Origin of the sequence: Nocardia sp. NPDC047654, assembly GCF_043205035.1 — a bacterium.
Taxonomy (GTDB): domain Bacteria; phylum Actinomycetota; class Actinomycetes; order Mycobacteriales; family Mycobacteriaceae; genus Nocardia.
The window spans coordinates 184,949-206,952 of the sequence record NZ_JBIDDF010000003.1; the positions used below are offsets into that span (position 1 = coordinate 184,949).

1 protein-coding gene (cut by a window edge) is annotated in these 22,004 nt (G+C 71.2%); it reads left to right on the plus strand.

Annotated features, from left to right (window positions below; genetic code table 11):
* Positions 1-22,004, plus strand: the 5' portion of a protein-coding gene (locus ACGF7Y_RS14245; protein WP_393233450.1) for a non-ribosomal peptide synthase/polyketide synthase. Its footprint extends 21,895 nt past the window's final position; only the first 22,004 of its 43,899 coding nucleotides appear in the window; the start codon lies at positions 1-3; the stop codon falls past the right edge of the window.

Genomic DNA, 22,004 nt, shown 5'->3' on the forward strand with positions numbered 1-22,004 from the left:
TTGGACCGGCTGGATTTCGGCGGAAACGGCGAAACTGGTGGCGAACGGGCACACGCTGGTTCCGGGGTGGAACCCGGCCTGTCCGGCGCCTTCCCGTTGTCACCTGCTCAGCTGGGCATCTGGTACGCGCAGCATGTGGACCCGCAGGTGCCGGTCAACATCGCGCAGTATGTCGACCTGCGCGGCGAGCTGGACGTCGAGCTGCTCAACCGGGCCAGCATCGATGCCTCGCATGAGCTCGGCTCCGGCTTCCTGCGCATCGTCGAGCGCGACGGCGAGCCGTTGCAGTTCGTCGACCACTCGATCGCCGACTACGACCGGGTCGAGTACGTCGACCTGCGCGACGAGGACGACCCGGAAGCCGCCGCGCTGGCCTGGATGCGCGCCGAGTACAGCCGCCCGCTGGACCTGACCACCGACCGCCTGATCAAGGCCGCGGCGCTGCGCCTGGCCGACGATCACTGGTACTGGTACTCCCGCTCGCACCACATCGCGCTCGACGGCTTCGGCGCCATGACGAACGTCAACCGGATCGCCGAGCTGTACACCGCCTACGCCACCGGCGCCGAACCCGCGCCGTCCAAAGCGACCGATCTGCCCACGCTCTACGAGCAGGAGATCGCCTACCGGGACAGCACCCGCTTCGCCTCCGACAAGGAGTACTGGGCCCAGCGGGTGGCCGGGCTGGAGGAAGGCACCAGCCTGACCGGCCGTTCCGCGCCGCCGGCCGCGATCAACGGGATCGCCAGCGCCGCGTTGTCGGACGAGCAGAACGTCCAGCTGGAAGCGGCGGTCGCGCGGCACGATTCGTCGCCCGCCGGTCTGCTGCTGGCCGGTTTCGCCGCGTACCTGGCGCAGTGGAACGGCGTCGAGGACGTCATCCTCAGCCTGCCGGTGACCGCGCGTACCACCGCCGCGATGCGCCGCTCCGGCGGTGTGTCGTCGAACATCGTGCCGCTGCGGCTGCACGTCGGCCACGGCACCACGGTGTCGGAGCTGCTCAAGCAGGTCCAGGTCGAGGTCTCCGGCGCGCTGCGCCACCAGCGCTACCGGCACGAGGACATCCGCCGCGACGCGGCCGGTGACGGCGTGGTGACCACCGAGTTCTTCGGGCCGTGGGTCAACATCATGCTGTTCGGTGACGAGATCGCGCTCGGGTCGGTCGTTGGTCAGATGCACGTGCTGTCCACCGGCAGCATCGAAGATCTGGGCGTCAACTTCTACCAGTCGGTCGCGGGCACCCGCTCGCACATCGACTTCGAGACCAACCCCAACCTCTACACCGAGGACGAGGCGCGCCGTCACCACGGCCGTTTCCTCGAGTTCTTCGACCGCTTCCTCACGGCGGACGTGGACGAGCGGGTGTGGAGCCTGCCGGTCGCCACCGCGGACGAACACGAGCGGACGCTGCTGGAGTGGAACGACTCCGAGCAGGACGTCCCGGAGACCACGCTCGCGGCGCTGCTGGACGCGCAGATCCCGCTGACCCCGGACAACATCGCGCTCGACTTCGAGGGCGCGACGCTGACATATGCGGAGTTCGACGCCCGGGTAAACCGTCTGGCCCGCTTCCTGATCGCCGACGGCGTCGGCCCGGAGTCGCTGGTCGCGCTGGGCATGCGCCGCTCGCTGGAGCTGGTGATCGGCATGCACGCGGTGCTGAAGGCCGGTGGCGCGTACGTGCCGATCGATCCGGATCATCCGGCCGAGCGCACCGCCTACATCCTCGACAGCGCCGCGCCGGTGTGCGTGCTGACGCACTCGGCCGACGAGCTGGAACTGCCGCAGGCGGTGCGCCGGGTAGAGATCGACACCCTGGACACCTCGGCGTACGCGCCGGACCCGGTCACCGACGCCGACCGGCTCGCGCCGCTGCGGCCGGACAACACCGCCTACGTCATCTACACCTCGGGTTCGACCGGTCGCCCCAAGGGCGTGGCGGTCACCCATCACGCGATCGTCAACCAGCAGCTGTGGATGCTCGACGAGTACCGGCTGACCGCGGCGGACGTGTACCTGCAGAAGACCGCGACCACGTTCGACGTGTCGCTGTGGGGCTACTTCCTGCCGCTGCTGGTGGGCGCGAAGCTGGTCATCGCGTCGCCGGACGGGCATCGCGACCCGCTGTACGTGGCGGAGATGATCTCCCGGCACGGAGTCACCGTGACCGACTTCGTCCCGTCCATGCTCACGGTATTCGTCGCGCACGCCACGCAGGCCCAATGTGCCACGCTGCGTGCGGTTTTCGTGATCGGCGAGGCACTGCCGCCGGAGACCGCCGCGGGTTTCCGCGCGATCACCGACGCGGGCCTGCACAACCTGTACGGCCCCACCGAGGCCGCGGTCTCGGTGACCTACTGGGAGGCCACGGCCGCCGACACGGTCACCGTGCCGATCGGCATCCCGGAGTGGAACGTCCAGGTGTACGTGCTGGATTCGCGGCTGCGCCCGGCCGCGATCGGCGCGCCGGGTGAGCTGTACCTGGGCGGGCGCCAGCTCGCCCGCGGCTACCGCGGCCGTCCCGACCTGACGTCGGATCGCTTCGTGGCCAATCCGCTGTCGACCAGCGGCGAGCGGATGTACCGCACCGGCGACCTGGTGCGCTGGAACGACGCGGGCACGCTGGAATACATCGGCCGCACCGACTTCCAGGTGAAGTTCCGCGGCCAGCGCATCGAGTTGGGCGAGATCGAGACCGATCTGCTCGCCCATCCCGCGGTCAGCCAGGCCGTGGTGCTGGTGGTGGACACCGCCACCGGCCAGCAGCTGGTGGCCTACGTCGTTCCCGCGCCCGGCCACACCGTGGAACCGGTGGAGCTGACCAGGTTCGCCGCCGAGAAGCTGCCCAGCTACATGGTGCCCGCGTCGATCATGGTGTTGGACGCCTTCCCGCTGAACACCAGCGGCAAGCTGGACCGCAAGGCCCTGCCGGAGCCGGTGTTCAGCGCCGACGCCGGTGATTTCCGTGCCCCGCGCACCCAGGCCGAGCAGATCGTGGCGGGCATCTTCGCCGACGTGCTCAGCCAGGAGCGCATCGGCATCGACGACAACTTCTTCGAGCTGGGCGGCAACTCGCTGGTCGCCACCCAGGTGGTGGCGCGCATCGGCGCCGCGTTCGGCACCCAGATCGGCGTGCGCGCGCTGTTCGAGACCCCGACCGTCGCCGGTATCGCCGCGCGTGCGGAGAACGCCGCTCCCGTAGGCGAATCGCGTCCGCCGCTGGTGGCCCAGCAGCTCCCCGAGCGGGTGCCGCTGTCGCTGGCGCAGCAGCGCATGTGGTTCATCAACCAGTTCGACCCCACCGTGCCGACCTACAACCTGCCGTTCGTGGTGCGGTTGCGCGGCCAGGTGGACCTGGCGGCGTTGCAGTCGGCGCTGCTGGACGTGGTCGAGCGGCAGCAGTCGCTGCGCACGATCTTCCCCGAGTCCGGCGACGGCGGCGGCTACCAGCAGGTGCTCCCGGTCGACCAGGTCGATCTCGGCATCGAGGTGCAGCCGATCGACGAGACCGAATTGCACGGCGCGCTGGCCGAATTCGCCGCGCGCGGCTTCGACGTCTCGACCGAGCTGCCGATCCGGGTGCGGGTGTTCGCGGTCACCGGCGGGCGCGGCAACGGCGTCGCCGACTACGCGGTGGCGTTCGTCGTGCACCACATCGCCGCCGACGGCTTCTCCTTCGGCCCGCTGGCCCGCGACGTGGCCGCCGCCTACCTGTCCCGCACCGCGGGCGAGGCGCCGAGCTGGGCGCCGCTGCCGGTGCAGTACCAGGACTTCAGCGTGTGGCAGCGCGAGTTGCTCGGCGCGGAGTCCGACCCCGCGTCGATGGCGGCACGCGAGATCGCCTACTGGCGCAGGGCTCTGGCGGGCCTGCCGGATCAGCTCGACCTGCCCGCGGACCGCCCGCGCCCGCCGGTGCAGAGCTTCCACGGCAGCCGGGTGAGCTTCGACATCGACGTCGAGTTGCACCGGCGTCTGGTCGCGCTGGCGCGCGCCCAGGGCGTCAGCCTGTTCATGGTCATGCACGCCTCGCTGGCGGTGCTGCTGGCCAGGTTGTCCGGCACCAGCGACATCGCGATCGGCACGCCGGTCGCCGGACGTGGCGAGCAGGCCCTCGACGACCTGATCGGCATGTTCGTCAACACCCTCGTGCTGCGTTCGGAGGTGGACGGCAGCGAGCCGTTCGCCGAATTCCTCGGCCGCACCAGGGAAACCGACCTCGCCGCGTTCGCGTTCGCGGACGTGCCCTTCGAGCGCCTGGTCGAGGTGCTCAACCCGACCCGCTCGCAGGCGCGCCACCCGCTGTTCCAGGTGATGCTGTCGTTCCAGGAGATGTCGCACGCGACCCTGGAACTGCCCGGCCTCTCGGTCACCGCCGACGAGCTCGAGGTCGACATCGCCAAGTTCGACCTACAGTGGACGGTCACCGAGGAGCGGGGCGCCGACGGCGAGCCCGCGGGCATGGGCGCGGTCATCTCCTTCGCCACGGACCTGTTCGACGCGCCGACCGTCGCCGAGTTCGGCCGCCGCTACCAGCGCGTGCTGGAAGCGGCCGTCGCCGCGCCGGGAACCGCCGTGCGCGACATCGAGATCCTCGACGACGCCGAGCGCGCCCGGGTGCTGACCGAGTGGAACCACACCGGTCACGACGTGCCCGCCACCACCGTGCTCGAGCTGTTCGAGGAGCAGGTGCGGGGCAGGCCCGACGACCCCGCCGTCGTGTTCGACGGCGGCTCGCGCGGCGCGGACGAATTCGGCCTGCCGGTCGAGCTCACCTACGCCGAGTTCGCCACGCGGGTCAATCGCTTGGCGCGCAAGCTGATCGACGCGGGCGTCGGCCCGGAAACGCTGGTCGCCGTCGGTATCCGCCGGTCGGTGGACATGCTGGTGGCGATCTACGCCACGCTGACCGCGGGCGGCGGCTACGTGCCGATCGATCCCGACCACCCGGCCGAGCGCACCGAATACGTGCTCGACAGCTCTTCGCCGGTGTGCGTGCTCACCACCACCGCCGACAACGTCACCGCCGCGGGCATCCCGGTGCTGACGCTGGACACGCTCGACCTGAGCGAATTCGGCGACGGACCCGTCACCGACGCCGAGCGCCGAGCGCCGCTGCGTGCCACCAACACCGCGTACGTGCTGTACACCTCCGGCTCCACCGGCCGCCCCAAGGGCGTCGCGGTCAGCCACGCGTCGGTGGTCAACCAGATCGCCTGGATCACCGGCGAGTACCGGATCGGCCCCGCCGATGTGATCCTGCAGAAGACGCCGGTCACCTTCGACGTGTCGGTGTGGGAGCTGTTCGGCACGCTGGCCGTCGGCGCCCGCATGCTGATCGCCGCGCCCGACGGCCACCGCGATCCGATCTACCTCTCGGAGATCATCGGACGGCACCGGGTCACCATGACCTCGTTCGTGCCGTCCATGCTCTCGGTGTTCGCCGGTGCCGCGTCCACGGCCGAATGCGCCTCGCTGCGAGCGGTTCTCGTCGCCGGTGAGGCGCTGCCGCCCGCGACCGTCACCGCGTTCCGGCAGTTCTCCACCGCCGCGGTGCACAACCTGTACGGCCCCACCGAGTTCACCGTGCACGCCACCGCCTGGCACCTCAACGAGGTCGCGCCCACGTCGGTACCGATCGGCCGCCCGGTGTGGAACGCGCAGACCTATGTGCTGGACGAGGGCCTCGCGCCCGTTCCGGTCGGTGTGCCCGGCGAGCTGTACCTCGGCGGCGTGCAGACCGCCCGCGGCTACCACGGCCGCCCCGACCTGTCCGCCGAACGCTTCGTCGCCGACCCGTTCGGCGCGCCCGGCTCCCGCCTGTACCGCACCGGCGACCTGGTGCGCTGGGTGCAGCCGCGCGATCCCGAGGTGGGCAGCGCGGGCGTGCTGGAGTACATCGGCCGCACCGACTTCCAGGTGAAATTCCGCGGCCAGCGCATCGAACTCGGCGAGATCGAGACAGCACTGCTGGACCACCCGGCCGTCAACCAGGCCGTCGTGCTGGTGATGGACACCGTCGCGGGCGACCAGCTGGTCGCCTATGTGGTCAGCACCGGTGGCCCGGTCGACATCGACAACATCAAGAACGCCCTGCACCGCACGCTGCCCGCGTACATGGTGCCCTCGGCGATCGTGGTGCTCGAGGCGTTGCCGCTGAACGCCTCCGGCAAGCTGGACCGCAAGGCGCTGCCCGCCCCGGTGTTCGAGGTGCGCGAATTCCGCGCTCCGACCACGCCGATCGAGGAGATCGTCGCGCAGATCTTCGGTGAGGTGCTCGGCATCTCCCGCGTCGGCGTGGACGACGACTTCTTCGAACTCGGCGGCAACTCGCTGATCGCCACCCAGGTCGCCTCCCGCCTCGGCATCGCGCTCGACACCAGGGTGCCCGTGCGCATGCTGTTCGAGGCGTCCACCGTCGCGGCGCTGGCCGCGCGGGTGGAGTCGCACGCCGGTGACGGCGCGCGCAAGGCGCTGGTCGCCAGGAACCGTCCGGAGCAGGTGCCGTTGTCGCTGGCACAGCAGCGCATGTGGTTCCTGAACCGGTTCGACACCTCCTCGGCGGTCAACAACATCCCGGTCGCGATCCGGCTGTCCGGTGATCTGGACATCGCCGCGTTGCAGGTGGCGGTCATCGATGTGATCGACCGGCACGAGTCGCTGCGAACGGTGTTCCCGGAGACCAAGTCCGGCCCGGTGCAGGTGGTGCTGGACGCCGCGCAGATCGTGCCGGACCTGACCCCGGTGCCGGTGACCGAGCACAATCTGATCGATCACCTGGTCGAGCTGGCCTCGATGGCGTTCGACGTGACCAACGAAGTGCCGTTGCACGCCCGGCTGTTCGAGATCAGCGAGACCGAGTACGTGCTCGGCATGGTGGTGCACCACATCTCGGCCGACGGCTGGTCGATGGGCCCGCTGGCCCGCGACGTCATGGTGGCCTACGCCGCCCGCACGTCGTGGGAGGCGCCGGCCTGGTCGGCGCTGCCGGTGCAGTACGCCGACTACGCGCTGTGGCAGCGCGAGGTGCTCGGTTCCGAGGACGACCCGAGTTCGCTGATCTCCAACCAGATCCGTTATTGGACGCGCGAACTGGCCGATCTGCCCGACGAATTGACGCTGCCCTCGGACCGGCCGCGCCCGGCCGTCGCCTCCTACCGCGGCGGCACCTACCCGTTCGTGATCTCCGGCGAGACCCAGCGCGCCCTGATCGAGCTGGGCCGCAGGCACAACGCGTCGTTGTTCATGGTCCTGCACAGCGCACTGGCGGTGTTGCTGGCCCGGGCCAGCGGCACCAGCGACATCGCGATCGGCACCCCGGTCGCCGGTCGCGGCGAGGCCGCGCTGGACGACCTGATCGGCATGTTCGTCAACACCCTCGTGCTGCGCACCGAGGTGGACGGCGCGACGAGCTTCGCCGATCTGCTCGCCCACGCCCGCGAGACCGACCTGCACGCGTTCGCGCACGCCGACGTGCCGTTCGAGCGGCTGGTCGAGGTGCTCAACCCGGCCCGTTCGCAGGCGCGTCACCCGCTGTTCCAGGTGATGCTGACCTTCCAGAACACCCGGCAGGCCAATCTCGAGCTGCCCGGCCTCTCGGTCAACGGCATCGACTACGACGCCCGCCTGGCCAAGTTCGACCTGCAGCTGACCCTCTCGGAGACCCAGGACGAACAGGGCGACTCGGCGGGCATGTCGGCCGAGTTCTCCTACGCGCTGGACCTTTTCGACGAGCCGACCGTCGCGGCGTTCGCCCGCCGCCTTGACCGCATCCTCGCGGCCGTGACCGCCGACCCGGAGGCGCCGATCGGCGACATCGATCTGCTCGCGTCCGACGAACGCGCGCGGGTGCTGGTCGATTGGAACGACACCGGGCACCCGGTGGACCAGCACGCGACGCTGGTCTCGCTGTTCGACGCGCAGGCGGCGGCCACGCCCGACGCGATCGCGTTGGACTTCGAGGGCGAGCGGCTGACCTACCGCCAGTTCCAGGAACGGGCCAACCGCATCGCCCGGCAGCTGATCGGCGCGGGCGTCGGCCCGGAATCGCTGGTGGCGCTGGCGCTGCGGCGTTCCACCGAACTGGTCGTCGCGATGTACGCGGTGGTGCAGACCGGCGCGGCCTACCTGCCGCTGGACCCGGATCAGCCCGCCGACCGAGTCAACTACATCGTCGAGACCGCGCGTCCGCGGATGATCCTCTACCGCTCGGCGGACGGCTTCGGCCTGGACCCGCAGCCGGAGGTCACCGCGCTGTCGGTGGAGGGCATCGAGGGCGTGCCCGGTTTCGCCGCGACCAGCGGCGCGCCGATCACCGACGCCGAACGCACCCGCCCGCTGCGGCCGGAGAACACCGCGTACGTGATCTTCACGTCGGGTTCCACCGGTCGCCCGAAGGGTGTGGCGGTCAGCCACGCCGCGATCGTCAACCGGCTGCTGTGGATGCAGCACGAGTACCCGATCGGCCGCGAGGACGCGGTGCTGCAGAAGACGCCCGCCACCTTCGACGTGTCGGTGTGGGAGTTCTTCTGGCCGCTGCAGACCGGGGCCAGGCTGGTCGTCGCGAAGCCGGACGGGCATCGCGACCCGGTGTACCTGTCCCGGATCATCGCCGACGAGCAGATCACCACGGCGCATTTCGTGCCGTCGATGCTCTCGGTCTTCGTTTCCACATTGGGCAACGAGAACGGCGACGGGCTGCCCGTGCCGCGGCTGCGGCAGGTCTTCGCCTCCGGTGAGGCGCTGCCCGCGCAGACCGCACAGCGTTTGCGCGAGCTGACCGGCGCCCGGCTACACAACCTGTACGGCCCGACCGAGGCCGCCGTCGACGTGACGTACCACGAGGCGACCGAAGCCGACACGGTGTCGGTGCCGATCGGACGCCCGGTGTGGAACACCCGCGTCTTCGTGCTCGACAGCCGCCTGCACCCGGTCGCGCCGGGTGTCGCGGGTGAGCTGTATCTCGCGGGGGAGCAACTGGCGCTCGGCTACCTGGGTCGCTCCGACCTGACCGCCGACCGGTTCGTGGCCAACCCCTACGGCGCCCCGGGCGACCGGATGTACCGCACCGGCGACCTGGTGGCCTGGACCACCGGCGCGAGCGCCGGATCCGGCACTGCCGGTGAGCTCGAGTATCTCGGCCGCACCGACTTCCAGGTGAAGCTGCGCGGCCTGCGCATCGAGCTGGGCGAGATCGAGGCCGCGCTGCTGGCGCAGCCCGGGATCGCGCAGTCGGTGGTCGTGCTGCGCTCCGACGCGCACGCCGGCGATCAGCTGGTGGGCTACCTGGTTTGCGAACCGTATGTGGCCGTCGACATCGACGAGGTGAAGGCCGCGCTCGCCACGGCACTGCCGGGCTACATGATCCCGGCCGCGCTGGTCGTGCTGGACGCTTTCCCGGTCAACGCCTCCGGCAAGCTGGATCGCAGGGCGCTGCCCGCCCCGGTGTTCGAGGCCAGGATCTTCCGCGCGCCGTCGACGCCGATCGAGGAGATCGTCGCGGAGATCTTCGCCGGCCTGCTCGGCGTGCCGCGCGTCGGCGTGGACGACGACTTCTTCGAACTCGGCGGCAACTCGCTGGTGGCCACCCAGGTGGTCGCCCGCCTCAGCGCGGCGCTGAACACCGAGGTCGGCGTGCGCGTGCTGTTCGAGGCTCCGACCGTGGCCACGCTGGCCGCCCGGGTCGAGTCGCACGCCGGAAGCGGTGCGCGCCAAGCGCTCACGGCACAGGTGCGTCCCGAGCACCCGCCGCTGTCGCTCGCGCAGCAGCGCATGTGGTTCCTCAATCGCTTCGATATCGGGAGCGCAGCGACCACATCGGGCGCAGCCTCCGCCACCTATAACATCCCGGCCGCGGTGCGGCTGGAAGGCGCGCTGGATCTGGACGCGCTGCGCGGCGCGATCGCCGACGTGGTCGCGCGACACGAATCGCTGCGCACGATCTATCCGTCGCGTGACGGCGTGGCCTACCAGCGGGTGCTCAACGCGGGCCGGGCCATCCCCGAGCTGGACGTGGTCGAGGTGGCCGAGGGGCAGTTGCTCGGCGTGCTCTACGAATTCGTCGAGCGCGGCTTCGACGTGACCAGCCAGCCGCCGGTGCGCCTGCGCGCCTACCGGCTCGGTCCGGACGACTACGTCCTGGTCGTCGTGGTGCACCACATCGCGGCCGACGGCTTCTCCATGCGGCCGCTGGTGCGCGACCTGATGACCGCCTACGTGGCGCGCACCTCCGCGGCCCAGCCGGGCTGGCCGCCGCTGGCGGTCCAGTACGTGGACTTCGCGCTGTGGCAGCGCGACACGCTGGGCTCCGAGGACGACCCGACCTCGCTGATCTCCGAGCAGCTCGACTACTGGCGCGAGACGCTGGCCGGTCTGCCCGACGAACTGCGCCTGGCCGGTCGTCCGCGGCCCGCCGTCGCCTCCTACGGCGCGGGCACCTACCGGTTCCGTGTGCCGGGCGATCTCATCGAGGACCTGAACCGGGTCGCGCACACGCACGGCGGCACGCTGTTCATGGTGGTGCACAGCGCCTTCGCCGCACTGCTCGCACGGTTGAGCGGCTCCGACGACATCGCCGTCGGCATCCCGGTCGCCGGTCGCGGTGAGCAGGCGCTCGACGATCTGGTCGGCATGTTCGTCAACACCCTGGTGCTGCGCGCACAGGTGGACACCGCCGAGTCGTTCGCCGACCTGCTCGCCCGGGTCCGCGAGCGCGACCTGCAGGCGTTCGCGCACGCCGACGTGCCGTTCGAGCGGCTGGTCGAGGTGCTCAACCCGGCCCGCTCGCAGGCGCGCCACCCGCTGTTCCAGGTGATGCTGTCGTTCCAGAACCTCGGCCGCACCGCGCTGGAGCTGCCCGGGCTCACCGTCTCCGAGCTGGGCATCGACCAGCCGACGGCGAAGTTCGACCTCCAGCTCACGCTCAGCGAGGTCCCCGGCGGCGAGGCGGCGATGGACGCCGAACTCGTCTACGCCACCGATCTGTTCGACGGCGTGTTCGCCGGCACTTTCGCCGAGCGTTTCGTGCGGGTGCTGCGCGGGGTCGCGGCCGAGCCGTCGGTCACCGTCGGCGATATCGATCTGCTGGACGACGCCGAGCGGTCCTTGGTGATCGAGCGGTGGAACGCCACCGAGTTCCCGGTCGACGCCGCGCTCACCTCGCCGGTCGGCGACGCCGCCGCGACGCTGGTCTCGCTGTTCGAGGCGCAGGTCGCGCGCACCCCGGACAGTCCTGCGGTCACGTTCGAGGGGACGAGTCTGTCCTACGCCGAGTTCGCCCGCCGGGTGCACCGGTTGGCGCGCTGGCTCAAAATCAACGGCGTCGGGCCGGAATCGTATGTGGCCCTCGGCATGCGCCGCTCGATCGACCTGGTGGTCGGCATGTACGCGGTGAACGCCGCGGGCGGCGCGTACGTGCCGCTGGATCCGGACCATCCGGCCGAGCGCATCGACTACATCCTGGAGACCGCGCGCCCGGTGTGTGTGCTGACCTCCGGCTCCGACCTGGAGACCACCGTCTCCAGGCAGGTGCGCATCGATCAGCTCGACCTGTCGGAGTTCGCCGACGGCCCGCTGACCGACGCCGACCGGCACAAGCCGCTGCGTCCGGCCAACACCGCGTACGTGATCTTCACCTCCGGTTCGACCGGTCGTCCGAAGGGTGTGGCGGTCTCGCACGCCGCGATCGTCAACCGCCTGGTGTGGATGCACGCCGAATACGGGTTGGCGGCCTACGATGTGGTGTTGCAGAAGACGCCCGCGACGTTCGACGTGTCGGTGTGGGAGTTCTTCTGGCCGTTGCAGGTCGGTGCCCGGTTGGTGGTGGCGAAGCCGGACGGCCATCGCGATCCCGCGTACCTGGCGCGGCTGATCGTCGACGAGCAGGTCACCACGGTGCACTTCGTGCCGTCGATGCTGTCGGTGTTCGTGGCCGAGGAGCGCGCGGCCGAATGTGTCAGCCTGCGTAACGTGTTCGCCTCCGGTGAGGCGCTGCCCGCGGTGACCGCGCAGAGGTTGCGCGAGCTGACCGGCGCGCGGTTGCACAACCTGTACGGCCCGACCGAGGCCGCGGTCGACGTCACCTTCCACGAGGTGACCGAGGACGACACGGTGTCGGTGCCGATCGGCGCCCCGGTGTTCAACACGCAGGTGTACGTGCTGGATTCGCGGCTGCGGCCGGTTCCGGTCGGCGTGCCCGGTGAGCTGTACCTCGCGGGCGCGCAGCTGGCGCACGGCTATGTCGGCCGCCCCGACCTGACCACCGAGCGTTTCGTGGCCAACCCGTTCGGCGACGCCGAGCGGATGTACCGCACCGGCGACCTGGTGGCCTGGACCGAAGACGGTGAACTGGAGTACCTGGGCCGCACCGACTTCCAGGTGAAGGTGCGCGGTCTGCGCATCGAGCTCGGCGAGATCGAGTCGGCGCTGACGGCACTGGAGTCGGTGGCGCAGGCGGTGGTCGTGGTGCGCACCGATGAGCGGACCGGTGACCAGCTGGTCGCGTACCTGGTGACCGACCCGGACCGGGTGGTCGACGTCGAATCGGTCAAGGCCGAACTCGGCGCGCGGCTGCCCGGGTACATGGTGCCCGCGGCCTACGTGGTGCTCGACGAGTTCCCGCTGAACGCCTCCGGCAAGCTGGACCGCAAGGCGCTGCCGGACCCGGTCTTCGAGGCCAAGGTGTTCCGCGCGCCCGCCACGCCGGTGCAGGAGATCGTGGCCGAGACCTTCGCCGAGGTGCTCGGCGTGGAGCGGGTCGGCCTGGACGACGACTTCTTCGAACTGGGCGGCAACTCGCTGGTCGCCACGCAGGTGGCGGCGCGGCTCGGCGAGGCGCTGAACACCCAGGTTCCGGTGCGCGCGCTGTTCGAGGCGTCGACCGTGATCGCGCTGGCGGCGAAGGTGGAATCGGCCGCCGGCGAGGGCGGCCGGACGCCACTGGTCGCGCGGGAGCGCCCCGAGCTGGTGCCGCTCTCGCTCGCGCAGCAGCGGATGTGGTTCCTCAACCGGTTCGACAACCGCACCGCGGTGAACAACATCCCGGTCGCGCTGCGGCTGACCGGCGAGCTGGACATCGCCGCGCTCGGCGCGGCCATCGGCGACGTGCTCGCGCGGCACGAGGCGCTGCGCACGATCTACCCCGAGGTGGAGGGCACCGGCTACCAGCGTGTCCTGCCGGTGAGCGAGGTCGCGTTCGACCTGGTCGCCGAACCCGTCGGGGCGGACGAGCTGCCCGCGCGGATCGTCGAGCTGGCGAGCGCCGGTTTCGACGTGACCGCCGAGATCGGGTTCCGGGCGAGCCTGCTCGCGTTGTCGGCGACCGACCACGTGGCGGTGCTGGTCATGCACCACATCAGCGCGGACGGCTTCTCGCTGCGGCCGCTGCTGCGCGATGTCGTGCTCGCCTACACCGAGCGCGCCCGCGGCGAGGTGCCGTCCTGGGCCCCGCTCGAGGTGCAGTACGCCGACTACGCGCTGTGGCAGCGTGATGTTCTCGGCGCCGAGGACGACGCGGATTCCGTCGCGGCCCGGCAGATCGCCTACTGGACCGAACAGCTGCGCGACCTGCCCGACCAGATCGAACTGCCCGCCGACCGGCCGCGGCCGGAGAGCGCCTCCAATGCCGGTGGCACGCACGATTTCTCGGTCGACGCGCAAGTGCACGAAGCGCTGTCGGAGCTGGCGCGCGCCCGTGGCGTGACGCTGTTCATGGTGGTGCACGCCGCGCTGGCGGTGTGGGCGGGCCGGCTGTCGGGCAGCACCGATGTCGCGATCGGCACCCCGATCGCGGGCCGCGGTGAACGCGCGCTCGACGACGTCGTCGGCATGTTCGTCAACACGCTCGTGCTGCGCAGCGAAGTCGATCCGGGCGCTCGCTTCGACGAGTTGCTCGACCAGGTGCGCCGCACCGATCTGGCCGCCTTCGCCAACGCCGACGTGCCGTTCGAGCGGCTGGTCGATGTGCTCAGCCCGGTGCGCTCGCAGGCGCACCACCCGCTGTTCCAGGTCGCGCTGACCTTCGAGGCCGCCTCGGCGGCCGATCTCGGCACCGTCGCGCTGCCCGGCGGCCTCGACGTCGCCGCCGTCGAGTTCGACCCGGGTACATCGAAATTCGACGCGCAGCTCACCGTCGGCGAGTCCGCCGAGGGCGGGCTGACGCTGTCGTGGAACTACGCCACCGAACTGTTCGACCCGGAGACGGTGGCCGCGTTCGCCGACCGTTTCGTGCGCATCCTGCGCGGTGTGGCCGAGGATCCGCGGGTCGCCATCGGCGATATCGATCTGCTCGGCGAGGGCGAGCGGCTGGACGTGTCGCAGCGCTGGGTGTCCTCCGGCGCCCAGAGCGTCGCGGGCGCGTTCGCCGATCCGGACCTCACGCTGGTCGGGTTGTTCGACGCGGCCGTCGCCGCGCACCCGAACCGGATCGCGGCCCGCTTCGGCGTGGAGACGCTGACCTACGCCGAGCTGGACCGGCGCGCGAATGTGCTGGCGCGCAGGCTGATCAGCGACGGCGCCGGGCCCGAGACGCTGGTCGCGGTGATCCTGCCGCGGTCGCTGGACCTCGTGGTCGCGCTGCTGGCCGTGGTGAAGACCGGCGCCGGTTACGTCCCGGTCGACCCGACCTACCCGGCCGAGCGCATCGCCTACGTGCTCGCCGACTCCCGGCCCACCAGCGTGGTGCTCGACTCCACGGTGCAGGTCCAGGTGCCCGCCGGGCTGCCCGCCGTCGTACTGGACGGGTTCGCGGTGGAGACCGGCAACATCGAGGACGCCGACGACGCGCCGATCACCGACGCCGACCGCAACGCGGCGCTCACCCCCGACAACGTCGCGTACGTGATCTACACCTCCGGCTCGACCGGCCGCCCGAAGGGCGTCGCGGTCGCGCACCGCAATGTGGTGCGTTTGTTCGCGAACACCGACCGTGACTTCGGTTTCGGGCCCGACGACGTCTGGACGCTGTTCCACAGCTACGCGTTCGACTTCTCGGTGTGGGAGCTGTGGGGTCCGCTGCTGTTCGGCGGCACCCTCGTGGTGGTCGACTACTACACCTCGCGCTCGCCGGAGCAGTTCCTGGAACTGCTGCGCGCCGAACGCGTCACGGTGCTCAACCAGACCCCGTCCGCGTTCTACCAGCTGGCCGAGGCCGACCGGAACGCCACGCCGGACGCCGCGCCGCTGGCGCTGCGCTACGTGGTGTTCGGCGGCGAGGCGCTGGAACTGCGCAGGCTGTCGGACTGGGTGGCGCGCCACGGCGACGGCACCGGTGCGTCCGCTGCCGGGCCGCTGCTGGTCAACATGTACGGCATCACCGAGACCACGGTGCACGTGTCCTACCGCGCGCTGGACGCCGCGACCATCGCCGCCGCCTCCGGCAGCGTGGTCGGCCGCGCCATCGCCGGTCTGCGGGTGTACGTGCTCGACAACCGGCTGCGTCCGGTGCCGGTCGGCGTCGCGGGCGAGATGTATGTGGCGGGCCCGCAATTGGCTCGCGGCTACCTCGGCCGTCCCGACCTGTCGGCGACCCGCTTCGTCGCCGACCCGATGGGCGACGCGCCGGGCGGGCGACTGTACCGCTCCGGCGACCTGGCGTGCTGGAACCGGTTCGGCGAGCTGGAATACCTCGGCCGCGCCGACGACCAGGTCAAGGTGCGCGGCTTCCGCATCGAGCTCGGCGAGATCGAATCGGCGATCCTGGCCCAGCCCGGTATCGCGCAGGCCGCGGTCATCGTGCGCGAGGACCAGCCCGGCGATCAGCGGATCGTCGCCTACGTGGTGTCCGAGCCCGGCGCCGAGCCGGTGCTCGACGCGGTGCGCGACGGCGCGGCCGAGCAGCTGCCCGCCTACATGGTGCCCTCGGCCGTGGTGCGGCTGGAGTGGATCCCGCTGACCGTCAACGGGAAGCTGGACCGCCGTGCGCTGCCCGCCCCGACGGCGCAGTCGCGCGCCTTCCGCGCGCCGGTCACCCCGGTGCAGGAAACCGTGGCCGCGGTGTTCGCCGACGTGCTCGGCTTGGAGCGGGTCGGCGTGGACGACGACTTCTTCGATCTGGGTGGCAACTCGCTGATCGCGACCAGGGTGGTCGCGCGCATCGGCGCCGCGCTCGGCGCGACCGTCGCCGTGCGCACGCTGTTCGAGGCCTCCACCGTGGAAGCGCTTGCCGCGCGGGTGGAATCGCACGCCGACGGCGCCGCCAGACAGCGGCTGGTCGCGCGCGAGCGTGCGGCGGGCGAACTGGTGCCGCTGTCGTTCGCGCAGCAGCGCATGTGGTTCCTGAACAAGTACGACACCGCCTCGGCGGCCTACAACCTGCCGATCGCCATCCGGCTCACCGGCGCGCTGGACGTCGAGGCGCTGCACCTGGCGGTCGCCGACGTGGTGCGCAGGCACGAATCGCTGCGCACCCGCTACCCCGAGCACGGCGGCACCCCGGTCCAGGTGATCGTGCCCGCCGAGGACATCGTCCTGGATCTGCACCCCGTGCCGGTGCGGCAGGAGCGGCTGATCGAGACGGTGACCGAGTTCGTCACCACCGGATTCGACGTGGCCGAAGAGGTTCCGCTGCGCACCCGGCTGTACGCGGCCGGGCCGGACGAGCACGTACTCGTCGTGGTGGTGCACCACATCGCCGCCGACGGCTTCTCGATGGGCCCGCTGACCCGCGACGTGATGGCCGCCTACACCGCGCGCAGCACCGGCAGCGCACCCGGCTGGGCTCCGCTGGCGGTGCAGTACGCCGACTTCGCGGTGTGGCAGCGCGAGATCCTGGGTTCCGAGGAGGATCCGGACTCGCTGCTGGCGAAGCAGGTCGCGTACTGGCGGCGCGCGCTCGACGACGTCCCCGACGAGCTGGCCCTACCGACCGACCGCCCGCGTCCGGCCGTCGCCTCGCACCGCGGCGCGACGCTGCACCGCGAGCTGTCCGGCGACCTGGTCGCCGCGCTGGAGGAGGTCGCGCGGCAGCGCGGCGCGTCGCTGTTCATGGTGATGCACGGTGCGCTGGCGGTGCTGCTGTCGCGCCTGTCCGGCAGCGACGACGTCGCGGTCGGCACCCCGATCGCGGGCCGTGGCGAGGCCGCGCTCGACGACCTGGTCGGCATGTTCGTCAACACCCTCGTGCTGCGGACCGGCATCGATCCCGGAGAGTCGTTCGCCGACCTGCTCGGCCGCGTGCGCCGCACCGACCTGGACGCCTACGGCAACGCCGACGTGCCGTTCGAGCGGCTGGTGGAACTGCTCGCGCCGGAGCGCTCGCAGGCCCGCAACCCGCTGTTCCAGGTGATGCTGGCGTTCCAGAACCTGGAGCGCACCACCCTGGAGCTGCCCGGTCTTTCGGTGTCCGCGCTGGACCTGGAAGAGAACGTCGCGCGCTTCGACCTGCAATTCACCCTCGCCGAACGCGGTGACACCGGTTCTGGCGCCATGGCTTTGGCGCTCACCTACGCCACCGAGCTGTTCGACGAGTCCACCGCGGCGGCCATCGTGGACCGCTGGGAACGCGTGCTCGCGGCGGTGGCGGCCGACGCGTCGGTCACCGTCGGCGCGATCGACGTGCTCGACGCCGCCGAGCGGGCCGACCTGGTCGCGCGCACCGGCGCGCCCGCTACGCCCGCACGGACGCTGCCCGACCTGATCGCCGAGGCCGCCGCCATCGATCCCGAGGCGCCCGCCGTGGTGTTCCAGGGGAGAAGTGTGTCCTACGGCGAGCTGGACGCGCGGTCCAACCGCCTGGCCCGCTTGCTGATCGAGCGTGGCATCGGCACCGAGGACCTGGTGGCGGTCGCCGTGCCGCGCTCGGACGAGTCGTACTTCGCCGAATGGGCGGTGTCCAAGTCCGGCGGCGCGTTCGTGCCGATCGACCCCGCCTACCCGGCCGACCGCATCGCGCACATGGTCACCGATTCGGGCTCCCCGATCGGTCTCACCGTGGCGTCGGTGCGCGCCGAGCTGCCCGAGTCGGTCGAATGGCTGGTGCTCGACGAACTGGATCTCGACGGATTCGACGACGCCCCGGTCACCGACGCCGACCGGGTGCGCCCGGTGCGGCCGGAGCATCCCGCGTACGTCATCTACACCTCCGGTTCCACCGGTGTGCCCAAGGGCGTCGTGGTCACCCACGCCGGTCTTGCCAACTTCCGCGACGAGCAGAACGCCCGCTACGACGTCGATTCCGACACGCGCGCACTGCATTTCGCCTCGCCCAGCTTCGACGCCTCGATCCTGGAATTCCTGCTGGCGATCGGCCGCGGCGGCGCCCTGGTGGTCTGCCCGCCCGGCGTCTACGGCGGCGAGGAGCTGTCCGAGCTGATCCGCGCCGAGCGGGTCACCCACGCGTTCATCACCCCGTCGGTGCTCGCCTCGCTGGATTCGGCCGCGCTGGCCGGCATGCGGGTGATCGTGGCCGGTGGTGAAGCCGTGCCCGCCGATCTGGTCGCCAAGTGGGGTGGGGCGCCCGACGGTTCGGGCCGCCGCTTCCACAACGGCTACGGCCCGACCGAGACCACGATCATGACCAACATCAGCGACGCGCTCGCGCCGGGCGACCGGGTCACCATCGGTGGCCCGACCCGCGGCATGCAGTCGCTGATCCTGGACGCCCAGCTGCGGCCCGTTCCAGTGGGTGTCGCGGGTGAGCTGTATCTATCGGGCGTCCAGCTGGCGCGTGGCTACCACGCGCGGCCGGGACTGTCGGCGGAGCGGTTCGTCGCCAATCCGTACGTGCCGGGCGCGCGGATGTACCGCACCGGTGACGTGGTCCGCTGGACCCGGGTCGGGCACTCCGCGGGCTCCGCGCCCGCTGGGGGAGTCGACTCGCTCGTCGTCGAATACGTAGGCCGCTCCGACTTCCAGGTGAAGGTGCGCGGTTTCCGCATCGAGCTCGGCGAGATCGACGCAGCGCTGGCCTCGCACGAGACCGTCGACTTCGCGGTCACCGTCGGCCACAAGAGCGCCGCGGGCGCGGTGTCGCTGGTGTCGTACGTCGTCGCCGCGCAGGGACACTCGATCGACGTGGCCGCGCTGACCGCGCACGTCGAGGATCGCCTGCCCGCCTACATGGTGCCCTCGTCGATCATGGTGATCGACCACGTGCCGCTCACCCCGGTGGGCAAACTGGACCGCAAGGCGCTGCCGGAACCGGTGTTCGCGACCGAGGTCGTGTTCCGCGCGGCCCGCACCCCGGTCGAGCAGACCATCGCCGAGGTGTTCGCCGAGGTGCTCGGCGTGGAGCGGGTCGGCGTGGACGACTCCTTCTTCGCGCTCGGCGGCGACAGCATCGTCTCCATCCAGCTGGTCTCGCGGGCCAAGGCGCGCGGCGTGGTGTTCACCCCGCGGCACGTCTTCGAGCAGCGCACCGTGGCCGGGCTGGCGTCCGTCGCCGAGACCACCGAGGCGGCCGAGGCGTCGGCCACCACCCTGGCCGAGCCGCCCGGCGGCGGCATCGGCGCGATGCCGTTGACGCCGGTGGTGCGGTTCATGGCGGAGCGGCGCGGTTCGTTCGGGCGGTTCAACCAGACGCTGGCGCTGGAACTGCCGGTCGGCATCGACCGGGCGGGCATCGCCGCGACGGTCGGCGCGGTCATCGATCGGCACGACATGCTGCGCGCGAGCCTGCGCCGCGACGGCGACGACTGGGTCGTCGAGACCGCCGCGCCGGGCACCGTCGAGGTGGACGCGCTGATCGACCGCACCGAGTTCGCCGCGAACGCCACCGATGCCGAGTTGGTCGCGATCGCCTCGGCCGCACTGGACGAGTCGCTGGACCGGCTCGATCCCGCCGCGGGCGTGGTCATCCGGTTCGTCTGGCTGGAACCCGATTCCGCCGAACGGGCCGGACGCCTGATCGTCGTCGCTCACCACCTGGTGGTGGACGGCGTCTCCTGGCGCATCCTGGTGCCGGACTTCGTGACGGCCTGGGGTCAGCGCACCGCGGGGCAGACGCCCGAGCTGGTCGCTCCGGCCACCTCGATGCGCGCCTGGGCGCACGGGCTGGAGCGCGAGGCGGCCAGCCCCGAGCGGGTGGCCGAGCTGGACTACTGGCGTTCGGTGGTCGCCGCGCCCGATCCGCTGCTGACCGAACGTCCGATGGATCCGGCCGTCGACACTTCCGGCGTCATCGAGAAACTTCAGGTCGAGGTGTCCGCCGAGGTCACGAAGGCCCTGCTCACCACCGTTCCGGCGCTGTTCCACGGCGGCGTGAACGACGGTCTGCTCACCGCGCTGGCGCTGGCCACCGCGAAGTGGCGGGCGCGACGGGTCGCCGCCCGGGGCGAGGACTCGCTGCTGATCCGCCTGGAGGGTCACGGCCGCGAGGAAGACGTGGTGGCGGGTGCCGATCTGTCGCGCACCGTCGGCTGGTTCACCGCGATCTACCCGGTCCGGTTCGATCTGGCGGGCATCGATGTCGACGCCGCGTTCACCGGCGGGCCCGCGCTGGGCGCGGCCGTCAAGGCGGTCAAGGAGCAGCTGCTCTCGGTGCCGGACAAGGGCATCGGCTACGGCTTGCTGCGCTACCTGAACGCCGAGACCGCCGCCGAGCTGCCGCGCGAGCTGCCCGGCCAGGTGAGCTTCAACTACCTCGGCCGGATCTCCGAGGGTGACGTGCCGGAGTCGCTGCGCGGCTTCGGCTGGATCCCCGCGCCGGAACTCGGCGCGCTGGGCGGCGCCTACGACGCGGACATGCCCGCGATGGCGCCGCTGGACGTCAACGCGATCGTGGTCGGCGACAAGCTGACCGCCAACATCGGCTACCCGGCGACCCTGCTGTCGGCCGCCGATGTGCGCGAGTTCGGCGAGCTGTGGACCGCCGCGCTGGAAGCGGTGGCGCGCCATGCCAATTCGGCGGGCGCGGGCGGGCACACTCCGTCGGACTTCACGCTGGTGCGCAGCACGCAAAGGGATATCGACGTCTGGGAGCGGCGCTTCCCGACACTGGCCGACGTCTGGCCGCTGTCGGCGCTGCAGGCCGGTCTGCTGTTCCACGCCCGCCTCGCGGCGAGCTCGGTGGACGTGTACACCGCCCAGGCGGTGCTGACGCTCACCGGCCGGGTGGACGCCGCCCGGTTGCGCGCTGCCGCACAGGCCTTGGTGGACCGCTACGAGAACCTGCGCACCGCGTTCGTCAGCGACCACGACGGCAACCCGGTGCAGATCGTGCTGGACAGCGTGCGCGTCGCGTGGGCCGAGCACGACCGGATCGAATCCGGTTCGGCCGACGACCTGATCGAGGCCGACCGCATGCGGCGGTTCGACCTGGCCGCACCGCCGCTGATCCGCTTCACGCTGATCCAGGTCGCGCCCGACCGCTGGCAGTTCGTGGTGTCCAACCACCACATCCTGCTCGACGGCTGGTCGATGCCGCTGCTCATGCGGGATCTGCTGATGCTCTACGCCGTGCACGCGGATACCGCCGCGCTGCCCGCCGTGCGCTCCTACCGGCACTTCCTGGACTGGACCCGGCAGCAGGACCACGCGGCGTCGCTGGCCGCGTGGGCGCACGCGCTGCGCGGCGTCGGCGAGCCGACCCTGCTGGCGCGGCCGGACGCGGGTCGCGAGATCACCTCGCTGTCCGGCGAGTACTTCTTCGAGCTGGACGAGGCGACCACCGCGCGGCTGACCGCGCTGGCCGGCTCGCTCGGCGTCACCCCGAACACCGTGCTGCAGACGGCGTGGGGCATGCTCGTCGGCCGGATGACCAGCCGCGACGACGTGCTGTTCGGCACCACCGTCTCCGGGCGTCCCGCGCAGCTGTCCGGCGTGGAGGCGATGGTCGGTCTGTTCATCAACACCGTGCCGGTGCGGGTGCGCTTCGACTCGTCGGAGTCCGTGCGCGATCTGCTGGTCCGCACCCAGGGCGAGCAGGCCGACCTGCTCGACCACCACTACGTGGGCCTGGCCGACATCCAGGCGGTCGCGGGCATCGGCGGACTGTTCGACACGCTCGTGGTGTTCGAGTCCTACCCCGTGGACGCGGCGGGCTTGCAGGCGCAGGCGGCGGACATCGACGGCAT